Below are 21,845 nucleotides of genomic sequence, written 5' to 3'. Positions count from 1 at the left end.
ACTTGAAAACCAAGGACAAAGGGGCGGCTCGGTGCCGCCCTTTGTCGTTCTAACCCACTGATGTCAGGAGATTTGACATGAAGAACTACATTCAACCGGGGGGACATCTGACCCTGGCTGCCCCCCGCATTTTGAAATCCGGAGAAGGTGCGCTGGTTGGCGACATCTTTGGTGTTGCGCAAGCTGCGGCTCAAAGCGGCGAGGACACGGTCCTCATTCGTCACGGTGTTTTTGAACTGGCTAAATCCAGCGCTCAGGCTTGGACCCGAGGGGCCAAAATCTATTGGGACAACACCAACTTTCGTTGCACCACCGCGGCCAGTGGCAACACACTGATAGGCGCGGCAACCGCGGTTGCAAACAACCCATCTGACACAGGCCGTGTGCTTCTTGATGGGGTGATCCGCTAGGTCATGTCGAGCTTGTTTGAAGGCCTATCCGGATTGCTGAACGATGTGTTTGGCGATCCGGTTCAGATCGAAACTGCAGCATCCGGCGTGGACATCGTTCAGGCGGTGTTTCGGCGTGATCCCGTCAGCGTTGCTGATGATGATGGCCGAGAGTTCCTGATCATTTCACCCACTCTGCGCATGCTCAAACAAGATGCTCAGGCGCTGGCCAAAGATGATCTGGTGCATCCGCCCGGCGCGCAATCTTACGCGGTTGTTGCCAAACATCTGACCAATGGCAACCCGGCCGAGGATGCCTTTGTCTACATCCAGCTCGAAGAGGCTTTCCTATGAGTGGGTTTCAAAAGCAGCTTCGCAGTGATTTGCGTGCGGCAATTTCAACCCATGCTCGGTTCGCGAATTTTGACGACAATATCGGGTTTCCGCGTGATTTTGATGCGGACGGGTTGCCGTTTTTTGTGGTGCGCACTCCGCGCAAACAAAGCAGCCGGGCGGCCTTTGACGTGGTCGATCGCACAACATTGGTGACGATCTCACTGCGCCGCAAAGGGGGCGATGATCTCGAAGATCAATTCGACGATGACGAAGAGGCGATCGAAGCGCTGGTCCTGCCAATTCTGGAAGCGGCCGGGCTTGAGGCGTTTCACGAGCTGACCGAAAGCGAGGTGCTGCGCGCCGGCGGCACCCGATTTGGGCAAGTCGATCTGACATTCCGCGTCATCCACAGCACCGGCTGATCTGGTGTGACTTCAATCTCAAAAGAGGAGGCCAGCATGAAAGTTCGGTTTCACGAAGACCACGATTGGCGGGTGACACCGGCGGTGGTGAAGGCGTTTCGCAAGGGCGCAACCGAAGACCTGCCCAAGGTCAAGGCCTTGGCGCTCATCAAAGATGGCATTGCCGTCGACCCTACAAAACCTTTGAAACAGGAGAGCTGAAATGTCTGGACCAACGTTGAGCAATCACTTGCTGATCCTTCTTGGTGATGGCGCAGCCACCGAAACCTTTGCTTTTCCATGCGGGGCCAATGCCCGCTCGGTCAAGTTCACCAACAATACTGGCGAAGAAGTCACGCTTGATTGCAATGATCCTCTTAATGCGATGGCTGCAGTGCGTCGCTGGGTCGAAAGCCAAGATACCGAAATTAGCATTTCGGGTCGGGTGTCAGTTGAAAGCTTTGAGGCCTACCGAGCGTGGTCAGACGGCGGCGCGACCAAAAATATCCGCGTTGAGATCAACAACACGATCATTCTTGCCGGAGGGTATTACAGCCTGCCTGCCATTCTGCAGGACTTCGAAATCGGGGCCGAAGGCAAGTCGACCATGACGTTTTCCGCAACCATTGTTGGTGCCGATCAACGGATTTGGACACCAGCATCGTGATGGATGTTCTGATTTTGGATTTTGCCGGGGCGGAGCGCGGGTTTCGCCTTCGCCTCGGTGAATTTATCGATCTCGAAGAGGCATGTGGCACTGGAATGGGCGTTTTGTACCAACGCTTTGCCACCACATCTTACTTCGCGTCTGACGTGATGAACGTGTTGCTGCGTGGGCTTGTAGGCGGCGGCATGAAGGCGGTAGACGCCAAACCTTTGGTCGAAAAGCAGATGAATTCCAAACCGTTGATGGAACTCGCGGCTGTGGCGACGGATGTGATTTTGCAAGCGATGTCGGGGATTGCACCCGATGACACCACGCCAGATGGGGACCTAGATCAAACAATCGACAAGGGGGCTTTGTTTCATTCCTTTGCCCAAGTGGGTCTCTCGCCAGATCAGGTGCGCGAGATGCGCTACGCAGATTTTGTGGCACTGATCCGCGCGGCTGGCGGCAAAGACGTGCAGCCTCCCTCCGAGGATGAATTCGCCGACATGCTGCGCGATTGGGAAGATCGGCAGGGGTAGCGGGCATGTCAGCATCACGCGAAAAACTCAGAGTTGATCTTGAGGGCAATTCCTCCAAATTCATCGCCAGCCAACGGCAGGCGCGCAAAGCGGGTCGGGAGACAGCAACCGATCTTAGCCGCTCGTTCAACCGGGCCAATGCGGACATTGCGCAAAATTCGCGCAAGTTTGCCAAGGCCTCGGCAGCGGTCTTTGAAGCTGACATGAAGCGGCGTCGGGCCGGGTATGATCGGCTGATTGGTTCAATGGATCCGGTCCATGCCGCAGGTGTCAAACTGGCCGAGGGGGAGCGTGAGCTGAGCGCCGCGATGCGGTTGGGGGAGATCAGCAGTGCAGAACGCGCTCGAGGTCTGGCTTTGCTTCAGGCGAAATATGATGAGGTGGCCAAAAGTGCAGCGGCGGCGGCCAAACCGAAATCGGCACAATCCTCGGCGGATGTCTTCACGGCTGAACTTGACCGCCAGCGTTTGGGATATGAGCGGCTTCGCGCATCCATGGACCCGATGTTTGCCGCAACGCTGCGATTAAAAGAGGGCGAGCGCCAGCTATGTAAGGCCTTCCGGGATGGTGCAATTTCCACCGTGCAACACAAGCAAGCCTTGAAGCTTTTGCGGGCCGAATTTGATGCGGTCAAAATTGCTCAGGGCAATGTCGCCAATAGCGCCCACCGCGCCCAGACCGGCATGGCCGGCGCGATCAATATCAGCCGCCAGGGGCGGTTTGTGTTCCAAAACACCGCAAGCCAGCTCGGTGATATGGCGGTGCAATGGGAAATGGGCACCAATGCGATGCGCATTGCCGGGCAACAAATCCCGCAGGTCTTGGGCGGCTTTGGTGCGCTCGGTGGAGCGCTGGGGGTATTGGGCCCCGCGCTTGGTGTGATTGTGGCCATTGGGGCACCGATGGCGGCGATATTTATGTCGCAAGGCAAGGCCACCAAAAGCCTGCAGGAAAAGGCTGATCAGTTGACCGAGGCGATGAATGCCTATCGCGCAGCAACGGATGGGGCTTTGGTTCCGACGCAAGAACTGGCCGAGAAATATGGCCGTGCCACTGAGGCAGCGCGCGAATTTGCAGAGGCGCTGCGCGTCATCGCAGAAACCGACGCGATCGAAAGTCTGGGTGCCTCGATCGGAGAATTGATTTCCAAAGCCTTTGGCGGGGACCTGAGTTTTGCGGCGCAGTTTGAAAGCCTTGCGCAGTTGGAACAGCGGTACCGTGAGGTTGTTCAAAATATTGCCGAGGAAGCCTCAAAGGTTGGGCGCGATCAACAGCTATTGGGGGACCTCGAAGATGAACGTCTGGGCCTTCTTCGTTTGCAAGAACAGATCAAAGACCTCGCCAAATCTTTGAAGGTTAGTGAGACAGAAGCAGTTGGCCTCACAAGTGCCTTTGCGGCTTTGAAGCAAGCTGATGGCGCTATGGCACAAGCTGATGCTGCGCAGGTTCTTCTGGAGAGGCTCGAAGCCGCATTTGGGGCCTACAAAGACATGACGCCGGCGGCGCGTGCTTTGTACCGCGAAACGCAGCGCATTGGGGATGCCGCCACAGAAATGCAGGTAGAACTTGATCGCTCGCAGATGACGGTTGAGGATTTGCACAACGCCTTTGTTGCGGCCAAAGGTGGCGCAGAGGGCCTGTTGATCATCGCCAATCAGTTGCACGCATCCATGGCTGATGTAGCAACGGCTGCTTGGGATGCGGCCAAAGCGATGGCCGCGCAGCGCGCTGCCAAGATCGCGCGCGGTCCGGATGGGGCTGTTCAAGATACGCGTGAAGAGTTCCTGCCAAATGGCATTCGTCGCGATGATATCGTCTTCAAACGTACCTACAATTCTGGCGCGCGCACTACATCGCGGCGTGGCGGAGGTGGCGGGTCCAAACGCGGTGGTGGTGGTTCCGGCACTGACAAGGCGACGCCGCAAGGTGTTCTTGAAACAGCACAAAAAGAGATCGAGGCCTTGCAGCGTCGGATTGAGCTTTTGGGCAAGACAGATGCCCAAATCGCCGAGCTGACCTTGAAGTATCAGCTGCTCGATGAAGCGAAAGAACATGGTCTTGATTTCGATCAGCGCAGCGCTGCAACCGGTGAAACCCTGCGCGATGCGATCGACAAACAGGCCGCGGCAATGGCCAAGCTCACCGAGGAATATGAGGAGGCAAAAGACCGACAAGAGGCGTTGAATGCGCTGAATGAGCGGTTTGAGGATGCCATTGTTGATGCTTTTGATGGCGGCTCGGATGCGGTCCAGAACTTCCTGAACTGGATGAAAAAAGCCGCCATTCAATACGCGCTCTTTGGTAAAGGACCGCTGGGTGACATCTTTGGTGGCGGCTTCAACGGGATTTTGGGCGGCTTGGGGGGATTGATTGACGGCGCTCGTGCCTCTGGTGGGCCGGTCAAATCGGGTGGTCGTTATGTGGTTGGCGAAAAGGGGCCCGAGCTGTTTGTGCCCAAGGTATCGGGCACCATCATTGCAAATCATCAAATGCAGACGGCGGGCAAAACCGCAGCCGCGCCCGTCAATATCGTGATGAATGTCCAAACGCCGGATGTGCAGGGGTTCCAGCGCAGCCAAGCGCAGATCGCCAGTGATATGTCACGCGCCATGGGTGTTGCGGGGCGTACAAGATGAGCGATTTTCATGATGTGTCTTTGCCTGCCAAGTTCTCTCGCGGTGCGGTTGGTGGGCCAGAGCGGCGCACAACGATTGTTGAGCAGTCAAACGGATATGAGCATCGCAACGCCACGTGGAAAAACAGCCGGCACAAGTTTTCGATCTCGATGGTTGGGCGGGATTTCAATGAGCTGCATGTGTTGAAAGCCTTTTGGGAAGCGCGAGGCGGGGAGCTGTATGGGTTCCGGTTTCGCGATTTGAGTGACTACAAATCTTGCCCGCCTTTGGATCAAATTACTTTTGCGGATCAATCTTTGGGGCAGGGTGATGGGGTGCGTCGGTCCTTTCCATTGTGGAAACGCTACGGCGATCAATGGGCGCATTGGGATCGCCGGATTTCCAAACCTGTGATTGGCTCCATCCTTGTTGGTGTTGATGGCGTCCAGGTCAGCGGCTGGTCGTTTGATGAATCCGAATGTGCCGTCTTGTTTGATGTCGCGCCAGGCGTTGGTGCCGAGATCACCGCGGGCTTTTTGTTTGACGTTCCGGTTCGTTTTGATGTCGCGGGCTTGCCGATGGATTTCTTGTCGATGTCCCGCGGTGCTGTGACCAGCATTCAACTGATCGAGGTGCGTGTTTGATGTCTTTGCCAAATGATCTGCAGCAACACCTCGATGGGCGCGCAACGACAATGTGCGTGTGCTGGCGGGTGGCGCTTCAAAACGGAACCACCTTTGGTTTCACCAATTTCGATGAAGAGATCAGCTTTGATGGTGTCAGCTATGAGCCGCAGTCGGGGTTTGCACCAACCGAGTTGCGCGAGGGCACTGGGCTGGAAGTGGATAGCCACGCGGCTGAAGGGGCGATCAGTTCGGATCGGATCCGTGAAGAGGATATTCGCGCCGGTCTTTGGGATGGGGCCGAAGTTGAGATTTGGCGGGTCAATTGGGCCAATCCGGATCAGCGCTATTTGGCGCGGCTTGGCGCGATTGGAGAGCTGCGCCGTGGCACGCAAAGTTTTGAAGCTGAAATGCGATCGCTGGCACATGAACTGCAGCAGCCGGTTGGCCGGATATTCCAGCCCAAATGTGATGCGGTGTTGGGGGATACGAAGTGCGGCGTGGTTTTGGGCGCACCGGCAGCGGGGCAAGTTGTCATGCGAAATGGGGCGCGCCGGCTCACGATCAGCGGGTTGGATAGCCATAGCGATGGCACTTTCTCCCGAGGCCAATTGACCTGGACCAGCGGGGCCAACTCAGGCCTGATCCGTGATGTGCTGGATCATCGCTCGGGTGAGTTGGTCATGGTCGAAGCGCCAGCGGCAGTGGTTGAGCCGGGCGATGCGTTTGAACTGCAACGCGGTTGTGATGGGTCGATCGACACATGCCACACGGTGTTCAACAATGCCGCGAACTTCCGTGGCTGTCCGCATATTCCGCCGCCAGAAACCCCCTTCATTCGCCCAAGCGAGGGTGGTGCCAATACGGGGAAAGTGCTGTGAGACAGGAAGGGATTGTGCAGGCCGCGCGGGCTTGGATCGGCACGCCTTATCATGACCAGGCTTCACTCAAAGGCGTGGGCTGCGATTGCCTCGGGCTATTGCGCGGCGTGTGGCGTGAATTGATCGGGCCGGAACCTGTGGATATGCGCCCCTATGCCCGCGATGTAGGCGAGGCGGGGGCTGTTGAATTGATCGCCAATCCAGTGCGGGGCTTCATGGATGAGATCGCAGTGTACGATCGGCAGCCCGGCGATGTGCTCTTGTTCCGCATGCCGCATATGAGGTTCGCCAAGCATTGCGCGTTCCAAGCCGGGCCGGGGATGATCATCCATGCCTATGAGCGGCGCGGCGTGGTCGAGATGCGCATGCCGGTGGAATGGCGGGGGCGCATCGCCTTTGTGTTCCGCTTTCCCGACCTCGTGCAAAAAGGGGTAACCTGAGATGGCGACAATCGCATTGGGGGCCATTGGCGGAATGATTGGCGGCTCGATCGGGGGCAGCATCTTGGGCGTCTCGGCCATGGCGATCGGCACAGCTGTTGGCCGAATGGCTGGGTCCTATGTCGACAATTGGGTCGCGGCCAGTCTTGCGCCGGCGCAAAAGGTCGAAGGGCCAAAACTCGAAAACCTGACAGCCACCAGCTCGACCGAAGGCGAGGCAATCCCGCGCATCTATGGCCGGATGAAATGCGGGGTTCAGCTATTATGGGCGACGGATTTTGAGCATGACCGCAACACCAAAACCAGTGGCGGTGGCAAAGGCGGCCCAAAACCGAAAGTCAAAGAAATCACCCATCACTATTGGGCGCATTTTGCGGCGGCGCTGTGTGAGGGCGAGATCACCGGCATTGGTCGAATTTGGATCGAGGGCGAAGAGGTCTCGCGCGATGACTTCACTCTGCGGGTCTATCACGGGAGCGAGACCCAAGAGCCTGATCCGCTGATCGTTGAGAAGACTGATGGTCCGGTGCCAGCCTATCGCGGCATTGCCTATGTGGTGTTTGAGAACTTCCCGATTCACAATTATGGAACGATTCCGCAGATGTCGATCGAGGTGTTCAAAGCTCCGACATCCAGCACCTCGATGGAAGGTCAGCTACAAGCAGTGGCGATGATCCCGGATGGCGAATTTGTCTTTGCCACGCAAAACGTGATGAGCGATCAGACCCCGCAATCGAGTTACTTCAGTGACGCATTTGAGCTCATGGGGTTCGATGGTGATTTGCTCAATCGGGGCCATTCCACGCCAGAGGTCAATCACGCGCGCCGCGATGCCACGGATTTTGAGGTCTCGCTGGAACAGCTGAATGCACATTTTCCGAAGGTGGAAAGCGTCAGCCTGGTGGTGACGTGGTACGGGTCTGATCTTCGGGCTGGGACGTGTCTGGTGCAACCGGGCGTGAACCACGCCACTAAGGTCAGCGAGCCAGTTTGGAGTGTTGGTGGGCTGTTGCGCTCTGAAGCCTATCAGGTCAGCAAAAAACTCGATGGCTCGGCCAACTACGGCGGCACACCGGCGGATTTTGCAGTGATCCAGGGCGTGCGGCACTTGGTGTCGATGGGCAACGCGGTGACGTTTTACCCCTTTGTGATGATGGACATCCCGCAGGGCAACATCCTGCCCGATCCCTACAGCGACAATGCCGCGGCGATTGGTCAGCCCGACATGCCCTGGCGCGGCCGCATCACCTGCAGCCCGTCGATGGGATATGTCGGTAGTGTTGATCAGAGCCAAGCAGCCGCTGATCAAGTCGCGGCTTTCTTTGGCGCGGCGCAGGCGTCTGATTTTGCGATCAGCGGTGACAGCGTCACCTATACCGGCGATCCCAATGATTGGGGATATCGCCGGATGATCCTGCACAATGCGTTTTTGTGCCAAGTAGCGGGCGGTGTTGAAGCCTTTCTGATTGGGTCCGAGCTGCGCGGGCTGACGCAAATCCGTGGGCCGGGGAACAGCTTTCCAGCCGTTACGGCGCTCAAAGTGCTGGCTGTGGATGTCGCGACAATCTTGCCGGGGGTGCAGCTCAGCTACGCCGCTGATTGGTCGGAGTATCACAGCTATCGCCCCGATGACGGCTCGGGCAATGTCTTCTTCCACCTTGATCCTTTGTGGTCTGATGCCAACATCGCCTTTGTTGGCGTGGACAATTACTTGCCGCTCACAGATTGGCGCGATGGCTCGGATCATCTCGATGCCGGCATCGCCAATTCGATCTATGATCTCGACTATCTGCAGACGGGCATTGAGGGCGGTGAATACGCCGATTGGTATTATGCTAGTGCCGCTGATCGCGAAATCCAGAACCGCACGCCGATCACAGATGGGCAAGGCAAGCCATGGGTCTTTGCCAACAAGGATATGCGTAGCTGGTGGTCCAATCCACATATCGATCGCATTGGCGGGGTTGAGATTGCCAGCGCCAGTGATTGGGTGCCGCAATCCAAGCCAATCACCTTCACAGAAATCGGTTGCGCGGCGATCGACAAAGGCACCAATCAACCCAATGTCTTCTACCTCGAAGATGGAGGCTCCGAGAGCTATTTGCCGTACTTCTCACGTGGGTGGCGCAATGAGGCGATCCAACGGCGCTACTTTGAGGCGGTGCTCGGCTATTGGAATGATCCGGCCAACAATCCGGCATCGGCTGTCTACGGCGGGCCGATGATTGATGTCAGCCGCAGCGCTGCCTGGGCCTGGGATGCGCGGCCGTTTCCGTGGTTCCCCGCGCTGTCCGAGGTTTGGTCTGATGGTCCCAATCATGATCGCGGTCATTGGCTCAATGGGCGGGCAGGGGCGATGCCGGTCGCAGACCTGTTGCAGATGCTCTGCGTGCGATCTGGCATGGATTTGGCGCGTATCGATACCTCAGAAATCTGGCAGGTCATTGATGGCTATTATATCGGCTCGATTGAGAGTGCGCGGGCCTCGATCTCGGTGCTGGCGCAGTATTTTGGCATCGATGCGGTGGAGAGTGACGGCAAGATTGTGTTCCGCAGCCGTGATCAGCAGGCGCATCATCCGCTGCACTTGGGGGAACTGGTGCATGGCCGCGAGGATGATCCGTTTGAGATCACCCGCGCCCAAGAAACCGAACTGCCGCGTGCGCTGAAGTGGACGGTGCTCAACAGCCAGGCAGGCTATGAGGCCATGCCGGTTGAGGAGCGCAAAGGGGCTGCGCAAAACGTGCGGGAAAGCGCCACGAGTATGATGCTGGCGACATGGTCGGGCGGGGCAGAACAACGTTGCCGGGTGGCATTTTGGGAGCAGATTGTCGGGCGTGAGGCGATCAACCTGAGCCTGCCGCCAAATCGCCAGGCGCTTCGAGCCGGGGATGTGATCTCTCTGCCTGAGCGCGATGGGTTTGAGCGCTGGCGTATCCAGCGTTTGAACCAGGGCGATGCGTTGAAACTCGAGGCGGTGCGCCATGATCCGGAGCTGCATGACATGCCACCGGGGGCGGCGCGACAAACCAAGATGCGGCCGCGCGCGTTGATAGACGGGCCCCCATTGGTGCGCATTCTCGATCTGCCGCAAATCCATGAGGATGTGCCGGCACATCGCCCCTTTGCTGCGGTTTGGGCTGACCCTTGGGGTGGTGGCTATGACATTCGTAGCAGCACCTCGGTGGATGGCTTCACCTCGATCGCAACGGTAGAAACGCGCGCCTCGATTGGGGTGTCGAAAACCGATCTGCCAGCTGGGCCGCTTTGGCTCTTTGATGAGGCCAATGACATGGAAATTGAGCTGCTGTCGGGCAGTCTGACGGCGGTTTCGGACACAGAGCTATTCGCCGGGGCCAATGCCTTGGCGATCGAGGTTGCGCCTGATCAGTGGGAAATCCTGCAGGCGGGGCAGGTCGAGCTGATTGGGTCGCGGCGTTATCGCCTGTCACATCTGCTGCGCGGCCAACGTGGCACCGAGTGGCTGATGCCAGATGTGATCGCGGCCGGGGCGATGATTGTGCTGCTTGATGAGAACTTGGTGCCTTTGCCGATTTCGATGGCTGACATCGGCGTGCCGACAAATTGGCAAGTCTCGGGCTATTCGGCAGCGGCGAAAGTGACCGAACTCGCTTTCATGTGTGAGGGCACGGGCTTGATCCCATTCGCACCGGCGCATCTCAAAGCAAAGGCCAGCGGTGCTGACATCGAGCTGAGCTGGTTCCGGCGTGATCGATTGTTGTCCTCAGAGAGTTGGGCCCTGAGCGAGGTGCCTGTCTCTGAAAGCAGCGAGCTTTATCAGGTCGAGATTTTGACAGCGGCCGGCACCGTGATCCGGACGGTTCAAACAGATCAGCCGAGCGTCACTTGGACGGCGGCGATGCAGACGGCTGATATCGGAGCTGCGTGGTTCCGCGTCGCGCAGATCGGCGCGCTAGGACCAGGGCGAACAACTGAAGCGGACCTAACAGACATCTAAATCGAGGCTCGTTCAACACGGCTTTGGCCGAGGCGGGCACAACAGCGGCAAAAGGCGTGATGCTGAGCCGCACAGGAGGCGTGTGAACATGGATGACAAGGTTGGTGGGGTGATCTCTTCCACAACATGGAGCGGGGCGGTGATGGCTGTGACGGGCACTTTGACGCTCACCGATTGGATGGCCGTGGTTGGCTGTCTCTGCGCGGTGGGTGGCTACATCTCAAACGTGCTGCACAAGCGCGAAATGCGCCGCTTGGCCCGGCTCGAGATCGAATTGAAATACGGCAACAAAGGATAGACCCATGCAAAAACGTGTTTTGGCTGGAACGGCCGCTGCCATCGCAGCGGCCGTTTCTTTTATTGCGCCTTGGGAAGGTCTGCGCACCAAGGCCTATCCCGACATCGTTGGTGTCTGGACGGTCTGTTATGGTGAAACCCATGGGGTGAAACCCGGTGATCAATACTCCAAAGCGCAGTGTGATCAGATGCTTGGCGATCAGGTTGCCGCCTTTGCCGGGCGTCTGAACACATGCATCGATGACGACATCGAGGCGGTGATGCCTCAGGGCATGAAAGTCGCGCTTTACAGCTGGTCCTACAATGTTGGGACGTTTGCGGCTTGTGGTTCGACCCTGATGCGCAAGGCCAATGCCGGTGACTTGGTCGGGGCTTGCAATGAGCTGCCGCGCTGGAACCGGGCAGGGGGCCGGGCTGTACCCGGTCTGTCAAACCGACGTGCCGCTGAGCAAAAGCTGTGCCTGTCATCGCTGGAAATCACGCAATGATCCGCTGGCTTGTTCTTGGCGCCATCCCGCTGCTGTTGATCGCGATCGGCATGGTGCTTGGCTCCGAACGCGCGGGCAGCAAAGCCGCGCTCGATCAGGCCGACCGCGATCTGCAGCGCACCCAATCCTACATTCAAACTCGCAAAGGGATCGATGATGAAACCTCTGATTTGCCTGTTGTTGCTGATGTCCAGCGTCAGCGGTTGCGTGACCTGGCGCAATGAAACACCGCGCCCGCAAGGCGAGGCTGCCGCCATTTTGGACGCGGCGCAAACACCCGCCAAAGCCCATGCCTCTGCCTTGGCCGATGGCACGTTGCAAGAGGCCCGCGACACCGGGCTTTTACTGATCACCATCCTGTCGTGCCATTGGCGCACCTGCCCGACAAAGGAGCACTAGACATGGCCTTTAAAGGCGACATTCCCGCGCCCGCTGGCGTGCCGGTCCTGATTGCAGGGCCGGTCAGTGGTGCGGTGTTTTTCCAGAACCTCGGGGCCAATGCTTTCCGAGTTATGGCAACGGAAACTGCCACTCCACCAGCCGACTTCGCTGGCGGCTGGCGCTATCGCACTGATGCGCCCGAAAGCCTCGACGTGGCGGCGCTCATGCCCGGCGTTCCTGGCGCGCGATACCTCTGGGTGTTGAGCGAGGGGCAAACCACCCTGACGGTTCAATATGGAGATATTGAGGATGCGTAACACGATGTTTCCACATGCGAAGGCCAGCTCTGGGCCATTGATGCTGTCCAAACATTTGGGCGGCGGTGTTGTTCCTGCCGATCGCGTTGAAGCTTTGATCAGGCGGGCAGGGCGCGAGGGGGTGATCGCCCTGATTGACGATGACATTACCCTTCACGGGGACGTGCTGATCGATCATCCCGTGCATCTGAAAATCGCGCCTGGTGTCACAGTTTTAGTGGTCGACACGCCGACTTGGACGCGCGGTGTGCAGATGACAGATCGCTCGAACTACTATGCCGGCATGTTCACGTTCCGGCCGGGATCAGAGGGGTCGGTGGTTGAAATCTGGGGTGTGTTGGATGGAAATCAAAGCACTGCCGGCACGGTTGAAAGCGCGCCTGTGAGTGTTGGCGGGATTTTGGTGGTCGGGCATGGCTACGATCTCGGGCACCCGTCGTTGACCTACCTTGGCCGACCTCAGTTTGTGAACGTTGCCGAGGCTGGAACTCTAATCAGGACCAGCTTTTGGGGGGCAGGGGAATGGCAGGGAGCAGAGTTCCTCTCACCGCAACTGCCGACCAATTCAGAAGACCCGTTTCCACGCACACCAACGGCGCAGTGGGATGATCCGGACCTGCCGCTGATCGAGGAGGCCTAGCGATGCTTGCCCTATTGGTAAATCCGGATGTCACCACCGCCTGGACCTGGGCTGATCTTTTGGTAAGTGAGCGGATCCCTTGTGAGATCACCCCGTCCGGCGCAGATGCCCTCAGCCATGCGCGGTCTCTGACCTATGATGTCATACTGGCTGCTCCCTGCTTGGGCGACATGTCTGCGATCACGCTTGCAGAGCGCAGCGCGCGTTTGAGCCGCCCAGTACCTCTGGTCATCTGGGGGGATCGCATTGCGCCCGATCTGATCACCAGGGTCTTTGCCAGCGATGTCACGGACTTTTGCAACGGAGCTGCGCATATCGCTGAGGTGGTGGCCCGTTTGCAAATTGCGACCAGCCGGGTGGAAAAGCCAACGACAGACATTCGAATGCTCAAAGTTGGATCAACCATCAACCTAAAAACCGGTGACGTGACCATCGGGGAGAAAACTGGGCGGTTGACCCCAAAGGAAGCGGCCATTTTAGACGCTCTTATTCAGGGCGGGGGGCGCGTTTTGTCCAAGCAGGAGATTTTGAATGCTGCCTATGGGCATCTGGATCAGCCAGAGTTGAAAATCGTCGATGTCTTCGTGAGTAAAATCCGCAAGGCATTGGGTGGTCCTGCGATGATCGAGACGGTCTGGGGACGTGGCTACAGGTTCAACGGGGAATGGGCATGAGAGTGCCCAGCTATCTGCCCGATCCGGTGACGGCATATATCGAGCATGTTGGGTTTGGAAAACCGATGCGCCATCTCGCCCGGAAACGCGACACACATGCCAGCACAATCAAACGTCAGATCGACAGGATCACCAAGATCGAGGCCAGCAGCGCTTTGGTTGCAGCCGCGTTGCAGGAGGCTGATTTGGACTGGGCGCTGTGGGTCGAAAACCTGCCAAGTGCAGATGAGTGGAACAGCACCTGTCAGCTTATTCTGATGGCTTTGGGTAAGCCGGGCACTTTGTTGGCCTGGTCCAGCGGTTTGGACACGGCGGCGGTGATGAAAAGCCAAAGCGGCACGGAGCTTACAGTTTTGGCCCGATGCGCAAGCCGCATTGCGGCGCTGCTTCAAATGGCGGGGTGGATTGTGCCCACCGACGCTAAAGCAAAGGTGTATTGCTTGAAGCTGTCACCAGCCGGCCGCGCCCATTTGATCGCGCACACGGCGGAAATCGAGAACCAACAAACGCCCCAACTCAAAGACGCGCGTCATGGCCCGCAGGAGTATGACCCGCTCGAGACCCTTTGGCAGCGCCGGCATCGGCAGGGCCAATTCAAGATCGATCCCGAACTGCAAAAGGTTGGCCTGTGGATCCGCCAGGACGCAATCCAAACCCGCGCCAAATCTTTGAAAGCTGTGTTGGGGCAGGTGGGACGTGCAAACGCATCAGACGCCATGGCAGCGGCGCGTCTGGCCTCCGTGATCCAAGACCTCGGCCCAGGTGTCATGCCAGAGGTGGTCTGGGCCTATTGCGTCACCAAAGAGCCAATCGAAGAACTCGAAGCCCGATTGGGACTACCAAATCGGAGCGCCAAGGCCCTGTTCCGGGAAGCACTTCGACGGGTCCAAAAAATCTACCTTTTTGCGTTTTCAGAAGAGTGCATTCAGGAGCAAACATTGGCGGACCGAAAAGGTCAGGATGAAGTTCTAAAAATGCTAAAGGTACGGGCCTCTCAAAGGCAATGTATCGAGTGACCAACGTCTCTAAGCTGCCATTACTGGCCTTAGATCGTGGCTGATGCTAGGTGGAAACAACAATGGCAAAGATACGCTGTCAATTTTGAACAGTGGACCCTTTTCCGCGACACGACCTCGCTGATTACGCTTTATCAAATGATCCATTGTGATTTCGCCTTGTGACAGCAAGATCTCAAATTGGGACAAGATCGGCTTTTGGGTGTGCAACACACTTTGAAGTTCAAAGTGCTCTCGGCCATCAACCATTTCCGCAGTCGCGCTGACCCAGAACGTCTCGTTGTGCTTCTCAGCCAAAGCTTTTCGGAGGTCTTCTAAAAACCACGTCGCAAACACTCCAATCTGCTTCTGGTCGGACCGTTCGTTCAGCTTCCCCAGCCTGTCATCGAGTTCAAATGACAGCCCCTGAGAATTTATAGTTTTTGCACTTACGGTGCAGTAAAGCTTGAAGTCTTCTTCCCGTTGGTATCCGAAAGCATCGAGGATTTCTCGACTACTCTTAAACTTGCTTTCTTGCCAGTTGGCGACTTTGGCAAACAGTGTTTTTCGGTTCTGCCGGCTTTGACCAGAAGCCTTGCGAAAGGCTTTTAGTTCGATGCCTTTGTAGTCTGGGTCTTTTCTGGAATTCATTTGAATTCCTAGCGCGGTTTCCAACGTTCTTCCAATTGCAGTATCGGCGCGGTCGGGCATCACAGACATTAGCGGCCCCTTTGCGGCCAACTGTCGAAGTTGACCAAGTAGTTCATCCGAAGTGCTTCGTGCGTCTCCGGACAGGGTCTGCATCCAGGACAACGCAGGACCTTCCAGTCTTTCTTGAAGTATGCTGCCTAAGTCATCGCGAGTGATGTTGAAGCAAATCAGCTGTCGACCGTATGCAACTATTGCCACCAAATCATCTGGTTGGACAAAGTTAGGAAGGCCAGAAAACCATATCCGAGGATCCCCGCCCTTACCTTTGGCTTTAGGTCGATAAAGCGATGTTCGGGACGTGCTTTCAGTTGCTTTGCCAACCAAGAGAGATTCAAGCTCGACCCCGTTGTCGCGCGCACCTGTTCCCTGAAGCTCATAATCATGAAGGCCGTGGCGGCGCAAATAGTTCCGAATTGGAGCCGTAGCATCCAGTATAGATTTTCCCAGTCCAGTTTTTGTTGGTTGGATCAGCGTCGCATCAATTGATTGCGACGTCAGAACTGTCAAATTGTTCTTCTCGAAATCCGAGAACGCTCTTAGGGGCATGAATACTTCTGCTTGGAATTGATTCCTTGCAGAAATATACGCTTTTAGCTTGCGCGTCGACCTTCTGTGATTGCGGCCAGCTCAAGTGCCGACCTTATCGACAACCCAACCGCTCTTGCCATTTTGGGGGGAACAGCGTTTCCGACTTGGGTGTATTGTGGTACTTCAACACGCCGCCGTAAACTACCAGTGGTTTCCTTAGCGCGAAATTCGAAGTTATCTGGGAATGATTGAAACCTCGCCATCTCTCGCACGGTCATTGTACGTGGGATGTCCGGATGAACATAATCGTCAGGCAAGCTGACAACAGTTGGGCTTGGTGAAGTCCATGAAAGCGGCCTTTGACTATGCTTCTTGGTCCCAAGGGACAAGACCAGCTCAATCAACTCCTCGACGGAATGGGCCAGAATTTTACCATCTGGCGCTTTTGCCGGGTACTTGGCATCTTTCAGCGCTTCATGCAGCAGCTGTCTCTTTCCACCGGTAGTAAGGTCTTCGTTTTTAGGGATCGCAATCGTCTTATTGTGAACGCCCTGATCGCGGAAAAACTGGTAGAGCCGAAACCTGTCCTTGATGTGTTCCGCATGTTTTCTCAAGGTATGATTGGGCAACCCCTTATTTCGACGCTTTGAAGCGGCGTCTCCGGCCGGCTCCCAATCGGCTCCCTCGCGCATTTCCTTTGCAAACTCGGAAAGGTTTGAAACGCGACGATACCCACTGTCGTTTAGATCTGCGATCGCATCAGCCACGGTGAGTATGTCGTCACCAAAATGGGTTAGGATAGGGGCGATCTCAGGTTTTTGCGAAAACTCAACGCTTCCCAGCTTTGCAAATTCTGAGCGCCAAGTTTTATCGCTGAACTTAAAACCCGTTGCGTCGGCAACATCTTGTCTCAGGCCCAGCAGCATTACGCGGGGGCGGTGCTGAGGCGCTCCGAAGTGCATAGCGTTCAAGTGAACTGGCTGCACTTGATACCCCACACCAGTTTGGATCAGAGCCTGACGAAGCTGATCAAAAGGTGATTCCTGATTATGCTTTTTGAAATCTTGGCTCATGCCCGAGACGTTTTCAATAATGACAGCTTTAGGGGAAACTGCCTCGACAAACTCAAGGAATTCCCAAGGCAGTTTGTTTCGAATGTCTTCAGGGTTTCTTCGGCCGGCTAGAGAGAAACCCTGACATGGAGGGCCCCCTGCAACGAGATCTATTTCGCGGCTTTTTAGGTCTTGGAGAAGTGGTTTGCAGTCGAGTACGTCGCTAAGCTGTTTGACCACAACGCCTTTTTTTGCCTGCTCTTCGACCGGAGTTGAAGGCGCACTGAAGGACTTCCATTCCTTTTGATCCGAAATCGGCTCAATGAAGTTGTGGAAGAACGTCTCAGCAGCCATGTCAGATTTCTCGACAGCCAACTCGAGTGCAAACCCTGCTTGTTCCAAGCCCAACGAAAGCCCTCCGCAACCAGCGAATAGATCCACATATGTTAGTTTGCCTGGCATTTACGGGCCTCCCTTTCTGGGCGGCATAAACAGATCGAGCTGATTTGTCCAGGGGATGACCCCCAGGAATTCCTACAAGTCATCAAAGTGTCGCCCATAGTACTCTGGGTTGCTCTGGTTCGTTTGTGACTTAGATGTCGACATACCTTGGAGGGAGATTTGGTAAGGTGGAGTTCAATAGTTCCTCTATCAGGCATCCGAAATGCAAGTTCGACGCGAAATTCGAAAGTTTTTTGACAGGTCGATTGTAGGCTGACGCATCACGTAAAAAGCATTACTCGTTCGGCTGAGTAGCTATGCGGAGAGTGTTATGATTCTGGTGACTGGAGCATCGCGCTCCGGAAAAACATCAACTCTGAAACAACTTGTTGCTTTAGAGCCCGGGTGGGAACACGTTGTCGCCAGTCGAGTACTAAGGCAGATCGGCTGCCCCCTTGAAAACCTTTCTCTCGAAGAAGCTGTTAGCAATCAAAAACTACTGATAAGGGAGTTGGCGCTTCGGGGGCAGCTTCGTGAGCCAAACTTACTACTTGATGGGCATGCTGTATTAGAAGTTCAATCTAAGCCGGTTTGTCTAAAGGACGAAGTCTTCGACGCTCTTAACCCTGATGCCGTTGTCGTCATTTACGACAGCATTCAAAGCATTCAGTTCAGACGTCGAAAGGCCGGGCGCGGCGAGCTGTCGTTGCAAGACATTAGCCATTTTCAGAAGTGTGAAATTGAGCATTCAAAGTCTCAATCTGAACGGCTGAATGTGCCCTGCGCGTTGATCGAGTCAGGTGATGTTGCGAAGATGTCTGAATGGATTCAGTGTATTAGGCGTCAATTTTTGTCTTGAGTGTTCCATTGTACACATGTTCAACTCTCCCAGTACCGTAAAGTTCATGAACCGTTTGTTCTAGTTGAAAGCCAAACTTCTTTACAATGGCTTGGAATTCCTGCTTGCGGAAGCTGGGGACAGAAAAAAGAGGCTTTTCTGAATCTAGCCACTCCATAGCATCTTCCATCAGCCTCGTAGCAACCAATTGCCCCCGAAACTGCTCGGGAACCCAGACAGTGCAAATCTTTTTTTCACCTTCGGACTTGGCGATAACAACACCGCTCAAAACACCGTCACATTCGGCAGACAAGATTCTACGATGACCGGTTGTTACTCCCGGTACAACCTTGCCCCAGTACCATGATCCGAAACCTGAGTACGTGGTCTCTAAGTGTTGGAGATTATGCCACACTTTACAGGCATCCACTTGCGAAGTTGGAAGCAGCGTTGGTGAAGAGCAAATCGACGTAAGATTCATATTTGGAACTCGAGTTAGCATGACGGGAGACTACAGCATTTGAAGGTGAGCGGAAAGGGGGCGGTCATTTGCTTTTTCTGTTTTTGCTCAGACAGGCGCAAGCTCTGCTACAGAGTCTTTGCAAAAAGGACGTTGGTCCAGAAATCGCTTTCCAAGCCTTCCAAATGACGCCGGCGGAAATGAGCAAAACAACAAGAATGGATACCCAGCCAGGTACGCGAAACTCTAAGGATGGTACGACTTCAAAGCTCTCAATAAACGGGATAAATTTCCCGAATGGGATATCCGGAATATCTGGCAGAGTGGAGGATGCCCAGCTGGCAAAAATCCCTAAGAAAATGGCCATTACCAAGAATGCCCATAGTCTGTTTATGCCGGTGCGGAAGCTGGCAAAGGCAACAAAGTCGTCAATTGAATCGTCCCCTTTTGCATCGTCCCTCCAGTGGTAGATTACCATTTGATCAGCAATATCTTTGTAGGCTTTCTTTTTTTTAGCACCCTTGTCGCCGTGCAACTTGTCTCCTAGTAAATAGTGAAGCCATAGATTGCCTTCTAATCGTCGTACTTTTCTGAAAGATTTGTGTTGCATTTTTAATTCGTGTCGAAGACTTCGAATCAAAAAGTAGTGTATTTGCCGAACATTAAACTGAGTGTTTTGAGAGAGTTTGGCAATTTTAATTGGAAAACTTCGTCTTTCATTTAGTCGAAATTCGGTGAGTTCAAGTTGTCCAACTCTGGAAGTGTCAAAGTAGTTTCCCATTGTTACTTCTTGACTGAAAAGTTCCGCAGATGGACCTGAAAGGCTCAATCGAAACCTTATGTATGAGTTGACGCAATCTTCAGCTTGTTGCGCTCGGATTCTCTCGCAAAGTTGTTCAGTGAAGATGATCAAAGTTCCCGTACTTCCATCATCATTTCTGAATTCCTCTACTTTTACATCACTGTCCGGTCCGAATTCTACACTGTGAATAGTCGTGAAGTCGCGCCCAAATTCGGATGTCTTAAAGTGTCGGTCTCCTTGTTTTCCAGGCTCGATGACCGAATTAAACACAGCGTCCAGAGTCTGGCCGAATTTTAAGATGTCACTTAAGTCACTCAGTTGTGCGATTGAAATGGGGCGGGGAACGTAAAGGTAGAACTGCTTCACTTGTTCCAGTGGGGTTCGAAAACGCATTCCAATGTCAAGAAAATTTGTTTCTAAAGAGTTTGTAAAATCTCGCCAGAGATTGAAGTGTAGTTCCAGCTCAGGGTGTACTTCACCATTTTGTTCAAGGCCAAGTACACGTTGGGCTTCCCTAGTAACTTTTGTCCCTTGATCACGTTTGTCATACCAAAGTGCGAGAGTTCCGTTCATTTGTTTAGCTCCGAACTTGAAGGTATTGAATTCGGCAGGCTCGCAGACAGTCGGATAACCTTTTTCATTAGCAATGACTTGGAGTTGTCGATACTGTCCGGGTTGGTTTGACGAGACAAAGCACTCTTCTCCTTCCGGTCCAGAAAGTAAGCTATTCTTTCTGCATTTGCGCCGCTCGGGTGTGGGGCACCGGATAGAAAGTGGTCGTCGTTTTCGAGATTGTGATCGGACAGCTCGACCATCGCGTCAGTTACCTTCGGACCCAAAGGTACAATAATCGGCTTTCCAGTAATGTCCTGAATTTCTTCAAAAAGCGTACTTGATGCAAGACACCGCAACCATGGATTAGAGGTCGGGTTTGGGGTGCCGCTGTAGTTTTTTCCACCAAGCAAGACAGGGTTTCGCAATAAAGATGTAAAATGAGCTAGATCATTTGAGGTGTTGAATAGGTCAGAGCAGCTGGAAATTCCTAAATGGTTATGTACGCCGATATAGTCTAATATTCGAACTAAGTTGTTCCGCATTGGACCGCTAAAGCTTGCATATTTTTTCGCAGATTTCAGTGCGGTGTCCCACTCCTTCGTGGCTTTGAAGGACTTCTGCAACGCGTCTAGTGCATTCGCGGCTTGAACTCGACCAGGTGTTATTCCCACTATAACGATTTTGGCGTTCTTGTTGACGAACTCAAACGGCGCATAATAACTGGCAAGCCGGCCGGACGACGTCATTAAAAGTGAACAAGGATCTCCAGAACGAAACTCTTCTGGGTCAGTCTCTATCGCTATTTTTCGCATTGCTTCATTTGGATACATTCGAGACCGTCACCACTCATTATCAATGATGGACACTGATCAGTGCGAGGGGGGGGGGGCAACAATAATAAGTGTTTGAGAACCATCTGGGCCGAAAGCGTTGCGCCAACTCTACACTCTATACTTGTGGCGGACTTGTGCGGGGAGGGGGCGGAGCTCCCGATCCGATAGAGTGAAAAAAACGGGTTTTGGGATCAGGTTTCACCAGTTTTGATCAGGCTGGTGCCAACAGCATAGTCAATTGTGTTTCCTTCATCCATCTTTCCGACCTTTTTCACGCCATTCATGTTGTATTCCACAACTGACAAGAGATGGATGCTGCTTGCACATCTTTCAAAGCATCAAGCGGCGCGGGACAAGATGCTGTCCGTTCATTGGGATCAACAAAATCTCTTTCGACACATCGGAAAGGGTTCCCTGTTTGAAATGGGTTTCGATCATCGACTTCTTGAAAGTAAAGATGCGCTTTTTTCTTTCCGTGAGGATGACGAGAAGAAACTCATTGTTGAACTGGTAAATGAGCTCCCCCGTCGAGTTGTGAACAGTATGGATCAAGGGGTACTTTCAGTTACCGAGCTATTGTCACAGATCGGAAATCTAACAACCGCCCAAAACGAAATGATTTTTGGAGTTCCTCAAGAACTGGCATGTGAGGGGGAGTTGGAGATAGAAAAGAAGGATGGAGGGCGTAAGAAAACCAGCACGCGAATCCAAGTTTCAGACAAACTGGTACGGCCAGCTCAGCCTCTTTTGTTCTCAAAGTTTGGTCAGAGGTGAATTCTATAAAGGGTACCTACTTTTCCGAAGTGCTTTTGGAGAGTGATTGAATGCTCCTTGATACTCAGTTTTTAAGCTTCGAATGAAATCTTGGAGTAAATTGGTGCTTTAAACCTTTAGTTCCAAGGCAGTAGTGTGCGATCTTAGCTGCCTCTCGACCGCACCATTTTTAAGGCGTTCCATTCAAGTACCGCAAGGCGCTGAATG

26 protein-coding genes are annotated in these 21,845 nt (G+C 54.5%); 21 read left to right on the top strand and 5 right to left on the bottom strand.

Annotated elements, in window-relative coordinates:
* Nucleotides 1–77: 77 nt before the first annotated feature.
* From C8N36_RS11515 to C8N36_RS11425, 19 genes are all read left to right on the top strand, one after another.
* Nucleotides 78–410: a DUF2190 family protein gene (locus C8N36_RS11515; protein WP_097804559.1), complete on the top strand. Its 333-nt coding sequence runs from the start codon at nucleotides 78–80 to the stop codon at nucleotides 408–410.
* Between the two features lie 3 nt (nucleotides 411–413).
* A complete protein-coding gene (locus C8N36_RS11510; protein ID WP_097804560.1) occupies nucleotides 414–743 on the top strand; it encodes a head-tail joining protein in 330 nt (109 codons plus the stop codon).
* A complete protein-coding gene (locus tag C8N36_RS11505; RefSeq protein ID WP_097804561.1) occupies nucleotides 740–1,147 on the top strand; it encodes a hypothetical protein in 408 nt (135 codons plus the stop codon). Before C8N36_RS11510 ends, C8N36_RS11505 begins: the two co-directional genes overlap by 4 nt.
* 36 nt (nucleotides 1,148–1,183) lie before the next feature.
* Nucleotides 1,184–1,348, top strand: a complete 165-nt coding sequence (locus C8N36_RS24160) for a hypothetical protein (RefSeq protein WP_170125858.1) — start codon at nucleotides 1,184–1,186, stop codon at nucleotides 1,346–1,348.
* 1 nt (nucleotide 1,349) lies between these two features.
* Nucleotides 1,350–1,793 carry a phage tail tube protein gene (locus tag C8N36_RS11495; protein WP_097804562.1) on the top strand — a complete coding sequence of 148 codons (444 nt, stop codon included), beginning with the start codon at nucleotides 1,350–1,352 and terminating at the stop codon, nucleotides 1,791–1,793.
* Nucleotides 1,793–2,314, top strand: coding sequence for a gene transfer agent family protein (locus C8N36_RS11490; RefSeq protein ID WP_097804563.1), 522 nt, complete (start codon nucleotides 1,793–1,795; stop codon nucleotides 2,312–2,314). The genes C8N36_RS11495 and C8N36_RS11490 overlap by 1 nt, the downstream gene beginning before the upstream one ends.
* 5 nt (nucleotides 2,315–2,319) lie before the next feature.
* Nucleotides 2,320–4,950, top strand: coding sequence for a phage tail tape measure family protein (locus tag C8N36_RS11485; protein WP_097804564.1), 2,631 nt, complete (start codon nucleotides 2,320–2,322; stop codon nucleotides 4,948–4,950).
* A complete protein-coding gene (locus C8N36_RS11480; protein ID WP_097804565.1) occupies nucleotides 4,947–5,573 on the top strand; it encodes a DUF2460 domain-containing protein in 627 nt (208 codons plus the stop codon). Before C8N36_RS11485 ends, C8N36_RS11480 begins: the two co-directional genes overlap by 4 nt.
* The gene (locus C8N36_RS11475; RefSeq protein ID WP_097804566.1) at nucleotides 5,573–6,433 is read left to right on the top strand and encodes a DUF2163 domain-containing protein; all 861 of its coding nucleotides are present in this window, start codon (nucleotides 5,573–5,575) and stop codon (nucleotides 6,431–6,433) included. The genes C8N36_RS11480 and C8N36_RS11475 overlap by 1 nt, the downstream gene beginning before the upstream one ends.
* On the top strand, nucleotides 6,430–6,873 hold the full coding sequence (locus C8N36_RS11470) for a C40 family peptidase (protein ID WP_245910794.1): 444 nt from the start codon (nucleotides 6,430–6,432) through the stop codon (nucleotides 6,871–6,873). The genes C8N36_RS11475 and C8N36_RS11470 overlap by 4 nt, the downstream gene beginning before the upstream one ends.
* Nucleotide 6,874: 1 nt before the next feature.
* Entirely contained in the window at nucleotides 6,875–10,852 is a 3,978-nt protein-coding gene (locus C8N36_RS11465; protein WP_097804568.1) for a baseplate multidomain protein megatron, read from the top strand.
* 88 nt (nucleotides 10,853–10,940) lie between these two features.
* Nucleotides 10,941–11,150, top strand: a complete 210-nt coding sequence (locus C8N36_RS11460) for an HP1 family phage holin (protein WP_097804569.1) — start codon at nucleotides 10,941–10,943, stop codon at nucleotides 11,148–11,150.
* Nucleotides 11,151–11,154: 4 nt separating this feature from the next.
* Nucleotides 11,155–11,637 (top strand): lysozyme, encoded by a 483-nt coding sequence (locus tag C8N36_RS11455; protein WP_097804570.1) that lies wholly within the window; start codon nucleotides 11,155–11,157, stop codon nucleotides 11,635–11,637.
* Nucleotides 11,634–11,861, top strand: a complete 228-nt coding sequence (locus C8N36_RS11450; protein ID WP_097804571.1) for a hypothetical protein — start codon at nucleotides 11,634–11,636, stop codon at nucleotides 11,859–11,861. Before C8N36_RS11455 ends, C8N36_RS11450 begins: the two co-directional genes overlap by 4 nt.
* Nucleotides 11,845–12,036 carry a hypothetical protein gene (locus C8N36_RS11445; protein ID WP_097804572.1) on the top strand — a complete coding sequence of 64 codons (192 nt, stop codon included), beginning with the start codon at nucleotides 11,845–11,847 and terminating at the stop codon, nucleotides 12,034–12,036. Before C8N36_RS11450 ends, C8N36_RS11445 begins: the two co-directional genes overlap by 17 nt.
* Nucleotides 12,037–12,038: 2 nt before the next feature.
* Nucleotides 12,039–12,335, top strand: a complete 297-nt coding sequence (locus tag C8N36_RS11440; protein WP_097804573.1) for a hypothetical protein — start codon at nucleotides 12,039–12,041, stop codon at nucleotides 12,333–12,335.
* Nucleotides 12,328–12,975 (top strand): hypothetical protein, encoded by a 648-nt coding sequence (locus tag C8N36_RS11435; protein WP_141468045.1) that lies wholly within the window; start codon nucleotides 12,328–12,330, stop codon nucleotides 12,973–12,975. The genes C8N36_RS11440 and C8N36_RS11435 overlap by 8 nt, the downstream gene beginning before the upstream one ends.
* A gap of 2 nt (nucleotides 12,976–12,977) precedes the next feature.
* Nucleotides 12,978–13,649 (top strand): winged helix-turn-helix transcriptional regulator, encoded by a 672-nt coding sequence (locus C8N36_RS11430; protein ID WP_097804575.1) that lies wholly within the window; start codon nucleotides 12,978–12,980, stop codon nucleotides 13,647–13,649.
* Nucleotides 13,646–14,665 (top strand): DUF6456 domain-containing protein, encoded by a 1,020-nt coding sequence (locus tag C8N36_RS11425; RefSeq protein WP_141468047.1) that lies wholly within the window; start codon nucleotides 13,646–13,648, stop codon nucleotides 14,663–14,665. The genes C8N36_RS11430 and C8N36_RS11425 overlap by 4 nt, the downstream gene beginning before the upstream one ends.
* 9 nt (nucleotides 14,666–14,674) lie before the next feature.
* Here the strand turns inward: C8N36_RS11425 and C8N36_RS11420 are convergent, their stop codons facing one another.
* Nucleotides 14,675–15,862: an MvaI/BcnI family restriction endonuclease gene (locus C8N36_RS11420; protein ID WP_211318237.1), complete on the bottom strand. Its 1,188-nt coding sequence runs from the start codon at nucleotides 15,860–15,862 to the stop codon at nucleotides 14,675–14,677.
* Between the two features lie 83 nt (nucleotides 15,863–15,945).
* The gene (locus C8N36_RS11415) at nucleotides 15,946–17,397 is read right to left on the bottom strand and encodes a DNA cytosine methyltransferase (protein ID WP_097804578.1); all 1,452 of its coding nucleotides are present in this window, start codon (nucleotides 17,395–17,397) and stop codon (nucleotides 15,946–15,948) included.
* Nucleotides 17,398–17,707: 310 nt separating this feature from the next.
* On the opposite strand from C8N36_RS11415, the gene C8N36_RS11410 reads away from it, so the two are divergent.
* Complete coding sequence (locus tag C8N36_RS11410; protein ID WP_097804579.1) at nucleotides 17,708–18,235, top strand: AAA family ATPase; 528 nt, start codon at nucleotides 17,708–17,710, stop codon at nucleotides 18,233–18,235.
* Here C8N36_RS11410 and C8N36_RS24755 read toward each other — a convergent pair.
* The 3 genes from C8N36_RS24755 to C8N36_RS11395 all read right to left on the bottom strand — a co-directional run bounded on the left by C8N36_RS24755 (nucleotide 18,213) and on the right by C8N36_RS11395 (nucleotide 20,861).
* On the bottom strand, nucleotides 18,213–18,695 hold the full coding sequence (locus C8N36_RS24755; protein ID WP_342769578.1) for a GNAT family N-acetyltransferase: 483 nt from the start codon (nucleotides 18,693–18,695) through the stop codon (nucleotides 18,213–18,215). The genes C8N36_RS11410 and C8N36_RS24755 overlap by 23 nt on opposite strands.
* A 64-nt stretch (nucleotides 18,696–18,759) precedes the next feature.
* Nucleotides 18,760–20,049, bottom strand: a complete 1,290-nt coding sequence (locus tag C8N36_RS11400; RefSeq protein ID WP_097804581.1) for a hypothetical protein — start codon at nucleotides 20,047–20,049, stop codon at nucleotides 18,760–18,762.
* Entirely contained in the window at nucleotides 20,046–20,861 is an 816-nt protein-coding gene (locus C8N36_RS11395) for a uracil-DNA glycosylase family protein (RefSeq protein WP_097804582.1), read from the bottom strand. Before C8N36_RS11395 ends, C8N36_RS11400 begins: the two co-directional genes overlap by 4 nt.
* Nucleotides 20,862–21,176: 315 nt before the next feature.
* Between C8N36_RS11395 and C8N36_RS11390 the strand changes: the two genes are divergently transcribed.
* Nucleotides 21,177–21,638, top strand: a complete 462-nt coding sequence (locus C8N36_RS11390) for a hypothetical protein (protein ID WP_141468052.1) — start codon at nucleotides 21,177–21,179, stop codon at nucleotides 21,636–21,638.
* The last annotated feature ends 207 nt before the right edge of the window (nucleotides 21,639–21,845 follow it).

The sequence above is a fragment of the Pelagimonas varians genome, from assembly GCF_003208435.1.
GTDB classification, from domain to species: Bacteria; Pseudomonadota; Alphaproteobacteria; order Rhodobacterales; family Rhodobacteraceae; genus Pelagimonas; species Pelagimonas varians.
This window is presented reverse-complemented; position numbering and strand designations above follow the sequence as displayed.